We start from the raw sequence: 15,149 nt of genomic DNA on the forward strand, positions 1-15,149 counted from the left end.
ATCCTTCTACTCTTTTTTTAACTTACTGAGCAAGTGCGTCCGACTATCATAATTCTTTGCCAGCTCGAATTTGATATCATCCTTAATGCTGGTGTCTCCCCCAGGCCTACTCTCCATTTTTCTCCTGGAGAATGAAGGAGAATAGGCCCTGTCGTGGGCGAATGTCAGCAGTATATGATCGTCTTTGACATACAAGGATTCACAATTCTTCCGTAAACCGTTTAAGATGATCTGTTGCAAATAAGGGTCTTTTGTAATACCGCGAACCTCGGCTTCCTCCCAGAAATAATTATCCTTCCCTACCACATTGCGACTGTTTTCAAAGAACTCGAACTGCAAAGAATTGACAGCTCTTAGCAGCGTAGATCTATCATCTTCACGGGGCTCATATTGGGTAAATACCGCTAGGTTCAGTTTCTCCAGAGGGTTGTCAGCGTCCACATATAGATTAATCAGATTGAAAATCCGATTGCACTGCATGAAATCTAATACGGTAGAGCCAGAGTTGGACAGTATCAGCCTATAGCTTACATGCTTGGCCAAACTTTTATCATAAACGTCTATCTGAGCTTCTATTGTTGTTTTTCGAGTATACCCTTCTCCACTTTGTTGCTGCGTAATCTGATGCAGCTTAACGTACAAAATGCGTAGTGGGCAGGGGTAGTAAACAGCCTTATCCAAATACCCGGGACGAAGCACGTAGGTGTCAGCTTTGCCCTCTGCTCTTTCCACTTTGAGTACTGGTTCAAGCATTAAATTGTAATGCCTTCTACTGCCATAGTGAGCTATATACTCACCTAGCGTATCAACTTGCTCGATGGTCAAATAATCGACTCTATTTAGAGACATTGTTTTCGGATTTAGGCAACTAAACACATGATCGGTTACGCCTGCTGGTCATTCCTTACAGGCCTAAATCGTTGACGGCATTATGCTGGCGGACGCTATCAATACGGGTATAGCGCCGAATCATGCCTGTAGTCTTGTGCTTGGTCTGGTTCATAATCTTCGAGTCGTCGGCCCCGCCCAATTTGGCAATGGTAACAAATGAGGCCCGTAGGGAGTGAGCTGAATACGCTGCGCCCAGGTAGCGCTGTACCAACTCGTTCAGCCACATACTGCTGAGCCGCTTGCGACCGAGCCGCTGGCCTTTGTTGAAGGACAGAAACAACGGGCCGCTGCTGCGACCGTTAGCATCCAGCACTTGAAGCCAGTCCTTTACGGCCCGCACGGGGCAGGTGCGCCGATCAGAAGAGTAGACCACGGCTTTTTCTTCCGATTCACCTTGCTGGTTGGTTTTGCTTTCGCGCAGACGAATGAGTAAACCGTCGTCGTCAAACTCCAGATCCTCGACCTGCAGCTTTACAAGTTCATCGCGGCGAAACGCGCCGGCAAAGCCCAGCAGCAATAGGGCCCTGTCCCGTACGCCGTCGGGGCGCTCCAAGGAGATACCTTGCACAGTCCGCTTAAAATGTTCCAGCGTAAAGGCTTTGGCCTGCTTGGGAGCCACCTTCTTTTGCAAACTGATGCCCTTAATCAGGTCTTTTACCGTCTCATCCAAAACTGGGTTTGGCAACTTGGCCAGCCGGTGAGCCTTGCTTATTGAAGCTAAATGACGCCGCACGGTAGATACCTTCTTTTCGCGGGCCAGGTATACCAGAAAGCCTCCGACTGTAGCCGCCTCCGCCGGTAGCGGGATGCGTCCGTACTCCTGGCACCATGCGACGAAACGCTGCCAGTCACCAGCATAAGCTTGGCGGGTTTTTTCGGAGCCCTGCTGACTGCGAATCAGGTAATCGGTCGCTTCCTGGGTAAACTCGTCTATGCTTCGAGCTGGACCGACCTCGTGCGTTTCGTCGGACAAGGCCGTAGGTAAGTGCATGCTCATGTAAGTGCCTACTAGAGAATGTAGAGTGCAGGACTATTCCTCATTTGCTTGACTAGTAGTGCCTCTGGATTTGCGGGTGGTCCAGGCAGTCAGTAAAAAAGAAAGTAGAATCAGCAGGTAAATGGGTAAGGCCATCTGTTGGCGAATAAGGATAGCCCAAATTCCGGTGGCTTCCTCTGCAGACTCTGCTTCTACAACACCATCAGCGTGTGATACTTGGAGCTTATCATAGCTATATAGACTGGAATGCCAAAGCCGCACCTGACGCTTCTCTTTGCCGGCTAAATCGTCCAAGAAAATCTTACCCTGTGATTTACCATGGATCATTCGGCCATCCTTGCCCATTACTTCAAACTCCACATTCTGCGGAGCCAGAACAGCTACCTCTTTCAGCGGCTTATTACCGGCATTTTCCAGTTCCAGAACCGTCAGTTGTGGCGTGCCATCGAGAAACCTATTCAGTGGCCGTTGCAGGATAAAAGGGCTGTACATTTTGTTATAAAATTCAAAAGAATCACGCACCTGGTTATGAACAGCCAGCGGGGTCAGGCGCAATGTTCTGTAATAGGCCCAATGCATTAAGGTATCCTGGCGGGCCATGGCCGAATCCTGCTTATCATGCTGCAGCAAGTACTGGGGTACTATTAGCGGCGAAGTATGCCGCTTAATTCGCAAGTCACCCGACGGAGTATTGAACCATACCCATATACCAATAGCCGCCCCAATGGCTGTTAACATGGTAGCCGTGTTATTCCACGTAAAATCAAAACCTGAAAACTTCATTTGTACTAGCGCGTCAAGCAGGTGAAAAGGTTGATCAAATTATTGGTTGTTCGTTAGCGACGGAACAGCCAGCGTACGATGCGCTGAGACAGGAAGAAGCTGAAGGCATGGATGCGTGATATATTAAAGAATGTCAATACTAAGAGCTGCCCAGCGAAATGATCCCGATAATTCTAAATCCAACTATAGCCAACGATGTACGAGTGAGTATAGAAATTCTAAAATATAGAATCTCGAATCAGCTTCAAAGTAACAAGAATTGGTTACGATAACAAAGCGTTATCGTAACCAATTACTGAAAAAGACAATAAAAAACCAGATAGTGCAAATACCTGGTTTTTATTTTGTAACAGTGCAAGAAAGTACAATTCGGAGTTAGTCCCGCTTATATATAGAGTTGTTAATATATGCAATCCATGATAAAGGCCAGAGCAACACGTCTAAACATATTGCTTTCCATATATGCTCCTGAACGGCAGGCGCGGGCTCCGGATCGAGCACGTCGGCAAACTCCTCATTCACCTTGTCGTTCCATTCCTCGATGTGCTGCTCCCAGGATTTACCCTGCTGCTGGAGCTTCCGGATTTTGCGGAGATAAAAGTAGATGGCCGACAACGCCCCGGCCAACAGCCAAAGCAATATCTTTTGGGGGAACGACATGGTAACGGGGTCTACTTTTCTGGATAAGAATTCAGGCAAATTGCCCGGTACTTCAGATACAACTCCTGGTAAGGCGCCAGGGCCGGATGCCGGCTGAACTCCTGATCGGCCCAAGCCCAGGCCCGAACTTCCCGGCCCCGCTTTTTGGCGTTGTTGTCTTTGTCCTCCAGCGCCAGAACCTCCAGGTCGAAGCAGTGGCCCAGTTCGTGCAGTATGTCAAACACCAGTTCCGCGCGGCTTTCCATATTGACTGGATGGGGCTTGATCCGAATACGAAATAGGTAGCCATCAGTATCGTCGATCAGTGGTGAAGCATACGACCAGGGCTCATTGTTGTAGGCCACGGCTATACGTTCCAAGTCAGCGAGGCGAACCAGATCCGCTACCACGTGCTCCAGACCTGGCTCATCGACCCGCTGCAGCATCGACCCGATGCTGCGGGCCAAATCATCTTCATTCTTCATAGGGCAGCGACGCGGTAACTGAGGGCCAATTTGAAGGCAGGGCCTTTTTCTACGATGGGATTTACGGGCGTCGGCTCGTTGCCCAGGCCAATGTAGTCAATGGTCGCCGGCCACTGGTCGCCCTGCTCGAATACATCGAGCCGGCGGGTTACGGAGTAGGCCGCCGTCGCCCGCAGCGCCCAATGATGACTAAGGTATGCTTCGACAAACACGCCGTAATGCCCCTGCAAGTACTGGAAATACCGGTTGCGGTCCTGCAGCCGGTAAGCCGTATTGATGCCGTTTAAGTTGAAGCCAGCCGCGAGCCGTGGCGAAGCCGCGTAGCTTAGGGTAAACGTGGTAGGCAGGTCGCCAAAGGCCCGCCACCGCTGGCCTAACTGCCAGTCGAGCCCCAGCAGCAGCACGTATTGCGGTCCGTAGAACTGCTGCCGGTAGCCCAGCGTCAACCGGTATGCCCGGCGGGCACTGCTTCGGTAACTGGCCCGCACCACGCCGCCCCAGGTCAGGTCGGCGGCCTTTACATCGCGCAGGTCGGAATTAAGGGCCGGCAGTGCCAGGGCCGTCAGCTCCAGCTGCGGGCTTACCCGCTGCCGGTACCCGATCAAGGGTAACAGGCCCGTCACGCTGGCCACCGGGAAGCCGGGCCGTTCCCCGCTGAAGCGCAGGTGCTCCAGGCTCAGGCCAACCAGAGCGCTGCCACTACTATCAGCTGAGGCCAGTACCGGCGCAATAACATTGGCCCGGTATACATCGGCGCGAAACGTGCGCGGGGCTTCCCCTGAAAGTCTGAGCGGTAAGATTTCGTAGCTCAGGCCCAGGCCTTCAACATATCCCTGCGCCAAGCCGGCTAATGGAAGAAACGACCCTAGGCTAATGCAGGCTGCCAAACGAGTAAGTATCATGGATGAGGAGCGCCGCTGCCCTTCGCGGGTGCTAGTTACCGGCAATGAGTTTCTGAAGCGTATATATAAGGAGTAGGGGGAACACAACTACTCGGGATTCTGGGCGAAGATAAAGGCTTCTATATACGTTTGTAGCCTCTTAATTTTAATCACTATCATTGCCAGTAATCTTACGAGATACCCCATTTCTCACCCAGTATCCAGCCATTATCCATGAAGAAATTTCTGCTCTTACCGCTTCTCTTAAGCTGGACTACCACGGCTTTTGCTCAAACAACAGACTGTGCCACTCTGACAAAAGAAAATGCCACGTTAAAAGATAAAGTTGCGGCTTATGAAGCACGGCTTGGGATTGGTGTTGGAGGGGCAACCGTGGCTGACGGGGACGACGCTCTCAAATTTGCCTTCGTTACCTGCAAGGTTAGCAAGGCTACTCACAAAGGGACCTTGGTAGTGCAGGCCTCCAACTCCGGGGAGCCGGTTCTACTGGTTCTTAGTGGAGCTGGGGCGACCAATCTTGCCTCGACGCACTCCACGCTAGTAGTGGACGAGCAAGGTCAAGCTTACAAGTCAGATGATCTTAGCCCATTGGTAGGTGGGAAAGCAGATGGAGCGAATGTAATTCCAACCAAGGCACCCGTAAACTGCACAATATACCTGATGGGAGTACCTACCAGCATAACACGGCTAAATTCAGCTACCCTTGCTTTCTCCAAAACAGGCAGTGACAAAGAGCGGAAACTACTCAAAACAACTGTTAAGAATATCCCAATTACATGGGTACCTTAATTAGTGCGTGACTATTTACAAGAAGACCCCTCCTTAAAAGTGCCCCGTTTAGCTAAACGGGGCACTTTCGTTTACTACTTATCCTCCGATGTTCGGGCAGTAAGGCAGAAGGCAGTTAATTGTTTTGACAAGTATTCTTGCGGGCCTCCATGAGGCCTTGAATCATTTTCTCCAAGTCGTTCTCCCCGCTGAACATGGCCAGGTGGAAAAAGGTAGGCTTTGGCTCCCATACCCGCTGCAATTCTTTAAAGAGCTTCGCGGCCTTCTTCGGGTCGGCCTTCATTACATGGGCCACGTCCTCGACGGTAGCGTACTGGCCGGACGCAATGATGAGCGCGTTCTGGCTCAGGCCCGATGTGGCCGGGGCGGCTTCCGCTGGTGCCTGGGTTACGGGTTGCACCGTGCCGGCCCCCGGGTTTTCGTCGGCGGCAGGCTCCTGCTCCTCCGGGTAGTCCGGAATCCAGTCGCTCACGTCGTGGATACCACCCAGCAACCGGTTGATTGTCTGCTGGGCCTGCTCCTGGCCTAAGTTGTCATAATCAACAATTTCCACATTCAGGTCGGGCCGCTGGTACACGATTTCAGCTACTCCACCCGCTACGCTGATAAGCGCGTCAGGCCGACTGGCCACCTGGTCGAAAGCCTCCACTGTTTCACTGCTCAACTCAACGGCTGGGTCGGCCGGCAACCAGTACACGGGCAAGGGCGCGAAATCAGGCAGCCAGCCTGGCTCAATATCTTCCGTGGCGTTGTCGCCCAGCGCATCGAGCTTTTTGAGGTAGGGCGTAACCAGGGCGCCCAACAGGTCGGCCACGTTGTCGAGGTGTTCAATCAGGAACGGGGCCGCGCCCTGCTGCTCCAGCCGCCCCCCTAACTGCCGTAGCAACTGCTGCTGCCGGCGCAACAACGCCAGGTCATACTGCACACTGGCCACCGGCAACAGGGCTCCCAGCGCCTTGGCCCACTCGGGCATTGAGGTTGGCAGCACGTTAGGGAGCAGAGTTTCCGGGTCAAAAGAGAGTTTCATATGCTAGAATTAGAGCTAGAAAACTGGAAAAAGGGGCGGCACTAGGCCACCAGCTCGCATTCCTGCACGCCGATAACCCCGTCCGTATCGACGCGAATATCTCCCGCGTCGTAGGTGTCAATCACGGTGCCGATGGTGCGCTCACCCGCCGCCGAACGGCTGGGGTAGCTCACGCGCTGACCAATGAGCAGATATAACGCCGCCTCCGCCTGACGTACCTGGGCAATAGCTACGGCCCGCTCCGGCGTCTGGTAGGTGGCCACGAAGTAGGCGTGGGCAAGGCTAGCGGCGTGCATCGCCTCGGCCGGGCTGACCGGGTAATGATAGGTAATGAAGGCCTCCCGGCAGTAGGCCCGCATGGTGCCAGCCAGCTCGGCCACCCGTGCCCGGATGGCTACCATATCGAAACCGGCCTGCATCAGCCCCGGACAGTTATCGTCCGCCTCTATGGCCATGAAACTGTCTAGTAGCTCAGTCGCATCGCGCTGCACCTGTTCGCGGCTGGGAATGATAATCTGGGCGGCGGTAATACACATAGGAGTAGAAATTAGAAGCTGGTAATCGGAAAGCGGGTAGGCCAATACTCAGGCAGCATCCGGCAACTGGTTGAATAACTGCCACCACAAACCGGCCCGCGCGGCATCGCTCAGCCCCCGCTGAAGCTGCTGGGCTACTTCTTCCCCCCGGCCTAGCTGCTCAGCAAACTCGCGGATTTGCTGCTCGTCCTGCTCCTGGCGGTAGCCCTTCACCCAGGCCTGCATCACGGGTACACCCTGCCCCACTACCAGCCCGGAAAGCAAAGGCCAAAGGTTGGCATCCTGGGCGGGTACTTCCTGAGCGCCCCGCTGCTGGGCCTCGCGGCCGAACGCGTGGGCTTGCTGTTGCTGAATAGTAGTGTCTACGGTCGGGGCGGGGGCAATATGCAGCATGATTCGGGGGCGATTAGAAAGGCTTGCGTTGTCCTATTTAAACGAATTACGACCCTTTTTTGTTGCTATTTATCAACAAATAAACCCTCTTTTATTGCTGAAAATGCTGTTGTTTTTCAACCTATTTTTTACCCTACCGGGTTGGGCATTTGCCCCCTACCGCCCACAAAAAACCAGCCGCTGGAGCTGAGTGGGGTTCTTCTTCCAAAAGGATACTGTTGGCGAATTGGTTTCCAGCGGTGAGAGCTACCTTCAGAGGTACCTTAATCGCTTCTGCTGATGAGCCTGCACCCCCAACCCAACGCGCCCGTTCCACCCCAAACGCGCCAGGTCGCGCAGGCCGCTTTTCCGCACGGTAACCGCTACTTGCAGTTGCGCGATACGTTGGGTACGCTGTATGACGATGCGCTCTTTGCCGATCTGTTTCCCGCACGCGGCCAAACAGCCCAGGCACCCTGGCAGCTCGCGGTAGTGACGGTGCTGCAATTCGCGGAAAATCTCTCCGACCGCCAGGCAGCCGATGCCGTGCGCAGCCGCATCGATTGGAAGTACCTGCTGGGGCTGGAGCTGACCGACCCCGGTTTTGACTTTAGCATCCTCTCGGAATTTCGCCAGCGGTTAGTGGCCGGCCACGCCGAGCAGCGCCTGCTCACGCACCTGCTGGCGTGCTGCCAGGACCACCAGTGGCTGAAAGCCGGCGGCAAACAGCGCACGGACTCGACGCATGTGCTGGCGCGTGTTCGGGACATGAACCGCCTGGAGTGCGTGGCGGAAACGATGCGCTTCGCCCTCAACCGCCTAGCCGCGCTCCTGCCCGAGTGGTTGGCCCACCACCTCCAACCGGAGTGGGCCGCCCGGTATGGCCCCCGTGCCGAAGAGTATCGCCTGCCGCACACCACTGCCCAGCGGGTCGCGTACGCCCAGCAGGTTGGGCAAGATGGCTGGTGGCTGCTGGAGCGCATTGCGGACGACCCACAAGCCGCCTTCCTCTGGCAAGTGCCGGCAGTTGACATCCTGCGCCGGGTCTGGATGCAGCAGTTTCGGATAGAAGATGGTCAGGTGCGCTGGCGCGTTGAAAACCAGGGCGAATTACCGCCTTCGGCCCAGTTGATCAGCTCGCCCTATGATGTCGAAGCCCGGTATAGCCGCAAACGCGCCACGACGTGGGTCGGCTACAAGGTGCATCTGACCGAAACCTGCGAGGACGAGCAACCCCACCTGATAACGCAGGTGGCCACCACCGTCAGCACCGCAGGCGATTCGGACACGTTGCCCCACATTCAGCAGGGCTTGGCCGACCAGTCGTTGCTCCCGTCGCAGCAGCTGGTGGACACCGCGTACGTCAGCGCGGAGCTGCTCGTGCAGAGCCAGCAACGCCATCGGGTGGAGTTGGTTGGCCCCGCGCGAAAAGACCAGAAGTGGCAAGCCCTAGCGGGGCAGGGGTATGCGGCGGCGGATTTCCACGTGGATTGGGACGCGCAGCAGGCTACGTGTCCCCAGGGGCAGGTGTCGCAGTCCTGGGTCAGGACGCTGGAAAACGGCCAGCCCCGCGTCTTCATCCGGTTTTCCCAGAAGCAGTGCGGGCCCTGTCCCGTTCGGGTGCAGTGTACGCGCACGAAGCGCCGCGCCATCAAGCTGCGTGCCGATGCCCCTTATCACGCCTTGCAAGCGGCCCGGGCACGCGACAAGCGGGCGGACTGGACGCTGCTCTACAATCACCGAGCAGGCATCGAAGGCACGATTTCGCAAGCCGTACGCGGGTTTGGCATGCGGCGTTCCCGCTACGTGGGCCTGGCCAAAACCCATTTGCAGCACGTCTGTATCGCCGCGGCGGTGAATCTGTGGCGGATCGTGGACTGGCTAAATACCGTGCCGTTAGCCCAGACTCGTCAGGCTGCTTTTGAGCGATTGATGCCTCCGGCAATGACCTAAAACCAATTCGCCAACAGTATCCAAAAGGGCGGATTTACACGTTAAGCCATCGGTTCGCTGGGATGGCGGAGCGGGCGGCGGTGTAATGGGTCGAGGTGGGCCGGGTTGGCAAAGGAGTATTTACCGAGTCGGTTGATGTGCTCGTAGCGGCTAGGAGATAAGGATTCGAAGTGCGCCTCCTTGACCGGATAGCCTTCGGCCCGCAGTTGCTGCACTACCTCCTGCATGTACACGGTGTTCCACAGCAGCACGCAGTTGGTGAGCAGCGTCAGGCACCGGGCCGCTTCGGATTGGGCCTCCTGTTGCTTACGGCGAATGACGCCCTCGCTGCCAAACCACAGCCAGGCACGCAGTGCGTGCAGTTCTTCGCCCTTGTTGAGCTGGGCGTGGATGCGCTGGCGCAAGGGCTGGCTTTGCAGGTAGCGCAGGATGAAGCGGGTCTTGATGAGCTGGCCGTAGGCCTGCAGCACGTAGGTCAAGTGATTTTGCCGGGGATAGGCCTGTAGCTTACCGATGAAGAGCGAGGCCGTAACCCGGCCGGATTGGATGGAGCCAGCCAGGCGCAACAGCTCGTCCCAATGCCGTCGGATGTAGTCCGGGTTGAGCGTGCCCGTGAACTTCAGGTCGGGATAGGTCCAGTCCTGGCCCCGGATTTTGTAGAGCCGCTGGTCGGCGAGGTCCCGCATGCGGGGGCAGAAAAACAGGCCCAGCAGGTCAAACAAGGCAAAAATGATGTCCGAGTAGCCCGCCGTATCGGTGGTGTGCTCGGCAATAGCCAGGTCGGTTTCGTTGTCGACGATTTCATCGAGCACCACCGTGGCATCGCGGAGCGTTGCCGGCACGACTTTGCTGCCGTACTGCGCGTACTGGTCCGAGGAATGGGTTTGCATCGTCACGCCTCGGCCGGTGCCAAAATAGGTGGGCAGGGCCCGGGCATTGCGCACCTTGCCGCTGACGGCAAAGCGCTGGCCGTCGGACGAGGAAAAGGTGCCGTCGCCCCAGTAGGACGCTAGCCACTGCCGGTGGTGCTCGTTGACCAGGAGGTTGTTGGCTGATTTCAGGGTTTCGTCGCGCAGGTAATTCGAAGCCGTCCACCACAAGGATTGGTACGGCAAGGCGGCGCTGCGGGCCATGTCCGAGAGGGGGATGTTGCAGCCCGTGGCGAGCAGAGTGGCCAGCAGCCGGGTGTCGTGCTCCTCGCCGCGTGGCGCGTGCTCAAGCCCGGGCAAGTGCGCCGTAAAGCCCAGCCACGCATTGACTTCGACCAGAATATCCGTTAGGTCGACGGCTGGCAGCCGGCGGCCGATTTCCTGCTGCAGGGCCTTGGCACCGGCTGGCACCTCCTCGGCTGCTGGCCGCGTGACCACCAGCTCGCCGGCTTCCAGGCGCACGTCGCTGCCGGCCTTTAGTAGCTGCCGCATTGGGCCCAGCAAGTCTTCCAACTCCTGTAGGCGCTCCGTGAGCCGGTCCGTGGTCACGGGCGGTAAGCCCAGTTGAGCGCAGCGTTCCGGGCGTACCCGCTCCCATTCGGCCGGCGGGATGAGGTAGCTGCTTAGGTCCGCGTAGCGGTGCGAGGGGGCCACGTACACGTCGCCTGAGCGCAGCCGGTCACGCAGGGTGGCCAGTACGGCCAGCTCGTAGGCTGGCCGCTGCTGCTCGGCGCTGAGCTGGTCGCCCAGCACAAACTTGCGCCAGGTTGGTTTCAGGAAGTCGGTCGGGGCCTGCTCGGGCAGCTTGCGCCGCCGGCCCGTCTGCAACTCGCTGACCAGTTGCAGGGCAGCCCCGAAGTCGTCGCCGGCAAAGCCCTGCCGAAACCCGAGCTGCTCCAGCAACCGGGGCGTAAACTGCTTGAAGAGCGGGTAGCGCTTGGCCAAGAAGCTCAGGTGGGAATGGCGGGTCGGGTAAAGCATCGTTTGCACGGCTTCCCAAGCCAGGACCAAGTCCTCGCGCGGCACCTGGGCGTAGATACTCGGCCGCACCTGCCTGGCCGGGGTCCGGTCCTCGTCGAGCACGATGGCCACGGCCTGGGCCAGCGTGCGCAGGGCCGTGTCTTTGGCCGCCACCACCTGCTGCTGGTATTGGTCGTGGGCCCGGCGGGCCTTGGCCAGGCTCTGTTCCCAGAAGGCATCGACCATGCCCAGCACCTCGTCGGTCAGCGTCAGGTAGCTCTCGCGCACAAATGCCACGAGCACAGGGTAGCGTTTGGCGGCCGGCAAGCGCTCCAGGTGGCGGTTCGAGCGGCTGCGGGCCAGCAGCGCCAGGCGTTTTTGCCGGTTTGGGTGCAAGCTGCTTACATCCCAGGCCGCGACGCTGAGGCCGTCGAGGTAGCGCAGTTTGTCTAAGGCTGTGGCAATGGCGGCTGGGTTGCTGGCCGTGGCCGGCTGCACCAGCCAGCGGTGCCGCGTCAGGTTCCGCCCCGCTTCGGGCAGCAGCAGGGCATCCAGCTGCTGGCGCACCTCGTCCGTGAGCAGGGGCGCCAGGCGCCGGTACGTCTCCTGGGTGGCCAGGTCGCTAATGCCCCCGACCAAGCGCTCCAGCGTGCCGATGGCGGGCCGCACGATGCGGGCCTGGTGCAGCTTCCGGCACGTCATGGCCAGCAAGGCCCGGTCGCGGTCGTGCTCCAGGGCCCGCTCCACCAGCCACGGCTCCAGCCAACTTACGTCCAGCGGCTCCCATTTGCGGTACCCCAGGTGCTTGAGCACGGCAATGAAATGGTCGCTGCGGGTTTGCTGCCGGGCACCGTAGCCGGCCAGGCGGCCATCCCCCGTCTTGAGTTGCATCGCCACGAAGGCCACGGCTTCGGGCGGCAGCTGGCTGGTCCAGGCCTCGGGCAGAAAGCCCATCAGACGCAGCACACCCAGTTGCAGCGCCAGGCCCATTCGGTTGGCCACTCAGCGAAATGGTACCAGAAACGCGTGGTCGGCTTCCGTCAAGTGGAAGTGCTGGCGGATGTCGGCTTCGAGCAGCGTGGCCGGCACGGTCTGGTAGTGCAGGCGCTCCGGGGTGGTGAGAAAATCTTGCGGCATGGGTTATCAAAAAGGGTCAGCAAAACCACCTGCGTTTTTCGGGGCGGCAAGGCCGATTTTACGCCCCAAAAAGTAGCTTTGCAAAGGAACTCCTTTTTGATAACCCCCGATGCCCGTTCACCCGACTGACCAGCCCAAGCGCGTGGCACTCTACGCCCGCGTCTCTACCCTCGATAAAGGACAGGACCCGGAGACGCAACTGCGGCCGCTGCGCGAGTATGCCCAGCGCCGAGGCTTCGCCGTAGTCGAAGAATACGTGGACCAGGCTTCAGGCACCAGCGAGGAACGAACCCACTATAAACGGATGATGGCCGCCGCCAAGAAACGGCAGCTCGATGTGGTGCTGGTTTGGCGCTACGACCGCTTCGCCCGCTCCACCCAGGCGCTGGTCAATGCGCTGAAGGAGTTTCAAAGCCTGGGCGTGGACTTCATCTCCTACCAGGAAAACATCGACACCACCACGCCAACGGGCGAGTTGATTTTCCACGTTATGGCCTCGCTGGCGCAGTTTGAGAGCGCCCTCATCAGCCAGCGGGTGCGCGCTGGTATGGCCCGGGCCAAAGCCCAGGGCAAGCACGTGGCCCGTCCCCCGCTGGCCCAGGTTAAGCAGGAAGCCATTGCCCAGCTCCTGAGCGAAGGCCTGTCCATGAACCAAGTTAGCAAGCAGCTAGGCGTGGCCTATGGCACGGTTTACAATTACGCCCAGAAGCTAAAAAGTGCTTAGCGTATAAATCCGCCCTTTTGGAAAAAAGAACCCTTTTCAGGGGCAACTAGCGTAAACGCTTCGATGGATGGTTTTACCGACGGCTAATTCTGGGATATTCCACGCTCCTCCTGATTCTATCTGCCAGTCACTTCCCGGTGATATTTAAAATAGTCTAAGTGCCTTTTTTCTTTGACTTGTTCGATATCTTGTTGTAGTCGATGCATAAGCCTAAAAAATAGTCGAAGTCCGTTTGCCTTTTGCTACCCTCCGGATTTATGTAGCAGTAGCCCTTGTACTCTTTGCCCTTCATCAACATGGTTTGGTAACCAATCCTTTCTGCAACTTCCTCCTGTAGCACCGGATTGAAGCGCAGCATCAGCTTGTCGTCACTCACACAGACGCAGGTTTTCCCGTTCACCATAAAATTCAAAACCGCGAACATTTCCTTCTCCTCAATTTCCAACCCTGGCAGTTCTGCCAGATATTCCCTTACTCGGTCTGCAAGCTTGAGGTCGTAGGGCATGGTCTTGAAGTGTTCGGTAATGGTATCTTGAAAGACAGCTTTATGGGCTAGGAAAAGCCCCGCACAAGCAGCAACGGCTGTTACTGCCTGTGCGGGGTGAAAATCAACTTATTCTTGGGAGTGGAGGCCAATTATATTGCCTTCCGTGTCCATGAGGATGGAAACAAACCCAAACTCACCAATAGACGTCTTGGGGTTGATTACGCTACCGCCGGCTTTTTCTACCCGACGCTCTTCTGCGGTGCATTCCTTGGTAGAAAAATAAACGATGGTGTTGTTGCCATTCGCAACCCGGTCAGCCTTTTCCACCAAAGCCCCAGAAGCGTTTGGGCCTTCATTATTCGAGGGGAAAGCGGCTTGCCGGCCCCATTCGGTCGGAAACTCGACCAGCCGGATGTCAAAGACCGTTTCGTAGAAGTGCTTGGCGCGTTCCAGATTCGACACCGAGATGTCAAACCAATTGACAGGATTTGCATGCATCATTATGAGGTTGTTTGGGTTACGCAGCAAAACTACCGCGCCCTAAAACCTTAAAATTGGATAAATGCGACGGCGCTATTCCTCGCCTTCAAAGATTAGAGACATGTCCAGGGTACCGCCAAAGAACTCCTTGGGGGTGATGCCGGTGAACTCTCTAAAATCCCGGATGAAATGAGCCTGGTCGTAGTAGTTTCCTTCGTAAGCCAGCGTGGTAAGGCTGCCCGTTTTTTTGGCTCGCAACAATTTGAGCGTGGCCTGAAGCCTCGCGATTTTGGAAAGCTGCTTCGGACTCAACCCAATCATGGCGGAGAACTTGCGTTCCAGCTGTCGGCGGTTGATGTTAATTAGATTGGAAATCTCGTCGATAGAAGGCTGGCCTTTTGCCTTCAGGATGGTTTCCACGCTTGCTTTTACGAGGAAGTTATCGGCTTTGGCATCGGTTAACCGGTTGAGGAGAAACGCTTCAATCACGGTTATTCTTTCCGGGGTCGCTCTGGCATTCATTATTTGTTGTTCGAGGTCCTTTCCCTCGTCGCCGAATAGCACTTCTAACGGAATAGCGGCGTTTTCCATAGTTCTGATGGGGGCAGGTGCAAACGGTAAAAATCCGTCGGGATGAAAGCGAACGAAAAAAGTACCGGTTTCGCCCGTTGGCCCCACTTCAAACGGTCGCGTCAGCTGCCCAATTAAAAAGCACCGTGGCAGGGCAACGGGGCCTCCTTGCTTCGGGAAATGAGTGTACGGGTCGCCGTAATGAAAAATTAGTTTCATGGAGCCATCCGGCACGATAGTGTTGTTAGTCGGTGTCGCGATTCTGGGACCTTCCAATGACCAGTAACACTGGACGAACGGTCTTAAGTCGGGGGTAGGGTCAAAAATTTGATGGTTCATGACATTTCTACTTGTCTTACAGATTATTGACAAAACGTCGATAGCAGCGCACGCGGTAAAAGAGTTTCTCCTTGCTCGCTAGTTCTGTTCCTGCTTCACAGGTGCTGCTTCATAAGATTAAGTTACTACCAACAGAGAGGGGCTCTCAA

General features: G+C 56.5%; 17 protein-coding genes. 3 read left to right on the forward strand and 14 right to left on the reverse strand.

Translation table 11 applies throughout. The features are described from left to right. Window positions 1-6: 6 nt before the first annotated feature. The 6 genes from CHB83_RS18855 to CHB83_RS18880 all read right to left on the reverse strand — a co-directional run bounded on the left by CHB83_RS18855 (window position 7) and on the right by CHB83_RS18880 (window position 4,697). The gene (locus CHB83_RS18855) at window positions 7-849 is read right to left on the reverse strand and encodes a hypothetical protein (RefSeq protein WP_089333755.1); all 843 of its coding nucleotides are present in this window, start codon (window positions 847-849) and stop codon (window positions 7-9) included. 55 nt (window positions 850-904) lie between these two features. Continuing rightward, the gene (locus tag CHB83_RS18860) at window positions 905-1,888 is read right to left on the reverse strand and encodes a site-specific integrase (protein WP_089333756.1); all 984 of its coding nucleotides are present in this window, start codon (window positions 1,886-1,888) and stop codon (window positions 905-907) included. Window positions 1,889-1,921: 33 nt separating this feature from the next. Next, window positions 1,922-2,626 carry a hypothetical protein gene (locus CHB83_RS18865; RefSeq protein WP_179225566.1) on the reverse strand — a complete coding sequence of 235 codons (705 nt, stop codon included), beginning with the start codon at window positions 2,624-2,626 and terminating at the stop codon, window positions 1,922-1,924. 420 nt (window positions 2,627-3,046) lie between these two features. Continuing rightward, entirely contained in the window at window positions 3,047-3,331 is a 285-nt protein-coding gene (locus CHB83_RS18870) for a hypothetical protein (protein ID WP_089333758.1), read from the reverse strand. A gap of 11 nt (window positions 3,332-3,342) precedes the next feature. After that, window positions 3,343-3,795, reverse strand: coding sequence for an alkaline phosphatase family protein (locus tag CHB83_RS18875; RefSeq protein ID WP_089333759.1), 453 nt, complete (start codon window positions 3,793-3,795; stop codon window positions 3,343-3,345). Continuing rightward, window positions 3,792-4,697, reverse strand: coding sequence for a hypothetical protein (locus CHB83_RS18880; RefSeq protein WP_143437194.1), 906 nt, complete (start codon window positions 4,695-4,697; stop codon window positions 3,792-3,794). The genes CHB83_RS18875 and CHB83_RS18880 overlap by 4 nt, the downstream gene beginning before the upstream one ends. 213 nt (window positions 4,698-4,910) lie before the next feature. Between CHB83_RS18880 and CHB83_RS18885 the strand changes: the two genes are divergently transcribed. Beyond that, on the forward strand, window positions 4,911-5,486 hold the full coding sequence (locus tag CHB83_RS18885; protein WP_089333761.1) for a hypothetical protein: 576 nt from the start codon (window positions 4,911-4,913) through the stop codon (window positions 5,484-5,486). A 115-nt stretch (window positions 5,487-5,601) separates the two neighbouring features. Here CHB83_RS18885 and CHB83_RS18890 read toward each other — a convergent pair whose 3' ends face one another. The 3 genes from CHB83_RS18890 to CHB83_RS18900 are packed head-to-tail and all read right to left on the reverse strand — an operon-like array spanning window position 5,602 to window position 7,442. After that, window positions 5,602-6,513 (reverse strand): hypothetical protein, encoded by a 912-nt coding sequence (locus tag CHB83_RS18890; RefSeq protein WP_089333762.1) that lies wholly within the window; start codon window positions 6,511-6,513, stop codon window positions 5,602-5,604. A 41-nt stretch (window positions 6,514-6,554) separates the two neighbouring features. Further along, window positions 6,555-7,049, reverse strand: coding sequence for a hypothetical protein (locus CHB83_RS18895; RefSeq protein WP_143437195.1), 495 nt, complete (start codon window positions 7,047-7,049; stop codon window positions 6,555-6,557). Between the two features lie 48 nt (window positions 7,050-7,097). Then, window positions 7,098-7,442: a hypothetical protein gene (locus tag CHB83_RS18900; RefSeq protein ID WP_089333764.1), complete on the reverse strand. Its 345-nt coding sequence runs from the start codon at window positions 7,440-7,442 to the stop codon at window positions 7,098-7,100. Window positions 7,443-7,721: 279 nt separating this feature from the next. Here CHB83_RS18900 and CHB83_RS18905 point away from each other — a divergent pair, with 279 nt between their 5' ends. Further along, window positions 7,722-9,374, forward strand: a complete 1,653-nt coding sequence (locus tag CHB83_RS18905) for an IS1182 family transposase (RefSeq protein WP_089333765.1) — start codon at window positions 7,722-7,724, stop codon at window positions 9,372-9,374. Between the two features lie 41 nt (window positions 9,375-9,415). On the opposite strand, the gene CHB83_RS18910 is transcribed toward CHB83_RS18905, so the two are convergent. Beyond that, a complete protein-coding gene (locus CHB83_RS18910; RefSeq protein WP_143437196.1) occupies window positions 9,416-12,265 on the reverse strand; it encodes a Tn3 family transposase in 2,850 nt (949 codons plus the stop codon). After that, window positions 12,266-12,400, reverse strand: coding sequence for a hypothetical protein (locus CHB83_RS24245; protein ID WP_262490738.1), 135 nt, complete (start codon window positions 12,398-12,400; stop codon window positions 12,266-12,268). It abuts the gene before it with no gap. 109 nt (window positions 12,401-12,509) lie between these two features. On the opposite strand from CHB83_RS24245, the gene CHB83_RS18915 reads away from it, so the two are divergent. Then, window positions 12,510-13,124: a recombinase family protein gene (locus CHB83_RS18915; protein WP_089333767.1), complete on the forward strand. Its 615-nt coding sequence runs from the start codon at window positions 12,510-12,512 to the stop codon at window positions 13,122-13,124. Between the two features lie 154 nt (window positions 13,125-13,278). Here the strand turns inward: CHB83_RS18915 and CHB83_RS18920 are convergent, their stop codons facing one another. From CHB83_RS18920 to CHB83_RS18930, 3 genes are all read right to left on the reverse strand, one after another. Beyond that, the gene (locus CHB83_RS18920) at window positions 13,279-13,629 is read right to left on the reverse strand and encodes a TfoX/Sxy family protein (RefSeq protein WP_089333768.1); all 351 of its coding nucleotides are present in this window, start codon (window positions 13,627-13,629) and stop codon (window positions 13,279-13,281) included. A gap of 108 nt (window positions 13,630-13,737) precedes the next feature. Next, the gene (locus CHB83_RS18925; RefSeq protein ID WP_218823199.1) at window positions 13,738-14,112 is read right to left on the reverse strand and encodes a VOC family protein; all 375 of its coding nucleotides are present in this window, start codon (window positions 14,110-14,112) and stop codon (window positions 13,738-13,740) included. Between the two features lie 72 nt (window positions 14,113-14,184). Beyond that, window positions 14,185-15,000 (reverse strand): helix-turn-helix domain-containing protein, encoded by an 816-nt coding sequence (locus CHB83_RS18930; protein ID WP_089333769.1) that lies wholly within the window; start codon window positions 14,998-15,000, stop codon window positions 14,185-14,187. Window positions 15,001-15,149 lie beyond the last annotated feature (149 nt).

The sequence above is a fragment of the Hymenobacter mucosus genome (assembly GCF_900188255.1).
Lineage (GTDB): Bacteria > Bacteroidota > Bacteroidia > Cytophagales > Hymenobacteraceae > Hymenobacter > Hymenobacter mucosus.

Bases quoted from the DNA above. Each gene is read 5' to 3' on its own strand.
- CHB83_RS18855 (WP_089333755.1), bottom strand. From the start codon at position 849: ATGTCTCTAAATAGAGTCGATTATTTGACCATCGAGCAAGTTGATACG.
- CHB83_RS18860 (WP_089333756.1), bottom strand. From the start codon at position 1,888: ATGAGCATGCACTTACCTACGGCCTTGTCCGACGAAACGCACGAGGTC.
- CHB83_RS18865 (WP_179225566.1), bottom strand. From the start codon at position 2,626: ATGTTAACAGCCATTGGGGCGGCTATTGGTATATGGGTATGGTTCAAT.
- CHB83_RS18870 (WP_089333758.1), bottom strand. From the start codon at position 3,331: ATGTCGTTCCCCCAAAAGATATTGCTTTGGCTGTTGGCCGGGGCGTTG.
- CHB83_RS18875 (WP_089333759.1), bottom strand. From the start codon at position 3,795: ATGAAGAATGAAGATGATTTGGCCCGCAGCATCGGGTCGATGCTGCAG.
- CHB83_RS18880 (WP_143437194.1), bottom strand. From the start codon at position 4,697: ATGATACTTACTCGTTTGGCAGCCTGCATTAGCCTAGGGTCGTTTCTT.
- CHB83_RS18885 (WP_089333761.1), top strand. From the start codon at position 4,911: ATGAAGAAATTTCTGCTCTTACCGCTTCTCTTAAGCTGGACTACCACG.
- CHB83_RS18890 (WP_089333762.1), bottom strand. From the start codon at position 6,513: ATGAAACTCTCTTTTGACCCGGAAACTCTGCTCCCTAACGTGCTGCCA.
- CHB83_RS18895 (WP_143437195.1), bottom strand. From the start codon at position 7,049: ATGTGTATTACCGCCGCCCAGATTATCATTCCCAGCCGCGAACAGGTG.
- CHB83_RS18900 (WP_089333764.1), bottom strand. From the start codon at position 7,442: ATGCTGCATATTGCCCCCGCCCCGACCGTAGACACTACTATTCAGCAA.
- CHB83_RS18905 (WP_089333765.1), top strand. From the start codon at position 7,722: ATGAGCCTGCACCCCCAACCCAACGCGCCCGTTCCACCCCAAACGCGC.
- CHB83_RS24245 (WP_262490738.1), bottom strand. From the start codon at position 12,400: ATGCCGCAAGATTTTCTCACCACCCCGGAGCGCCTGCACTACCAGACC.
- CHB83_RS18915 (WP_089333767.1), top strand. From the start codon at position 12,510: ATGCCCGTTCACCCGACTGACCAGCCCAAGCGCGTGGCACTCTACGCC.
- CHB83_RS18920 (WP_089333768.1), bottom strand. From the start codon at position 13,629: ATGCCCTACGACCTCAAGCTTGCAGACCGAGTAAGGGAATATCTGGCA.
- CHB83_RS18925 (WP_218823199.1), bottom strand. From the start codon at position 14,112: ATGATGCATGCAAATCCTGTCAATTGGTTTGACATCTCGGTGTCGAAT.
- CHB83_RS18930 (WP_089333769.1), bottom strand. From the start codon at position 15,000: ATGAACCATCAAATTTTTGACCCTACCCCCGACTTAAGACCGTTCGTC.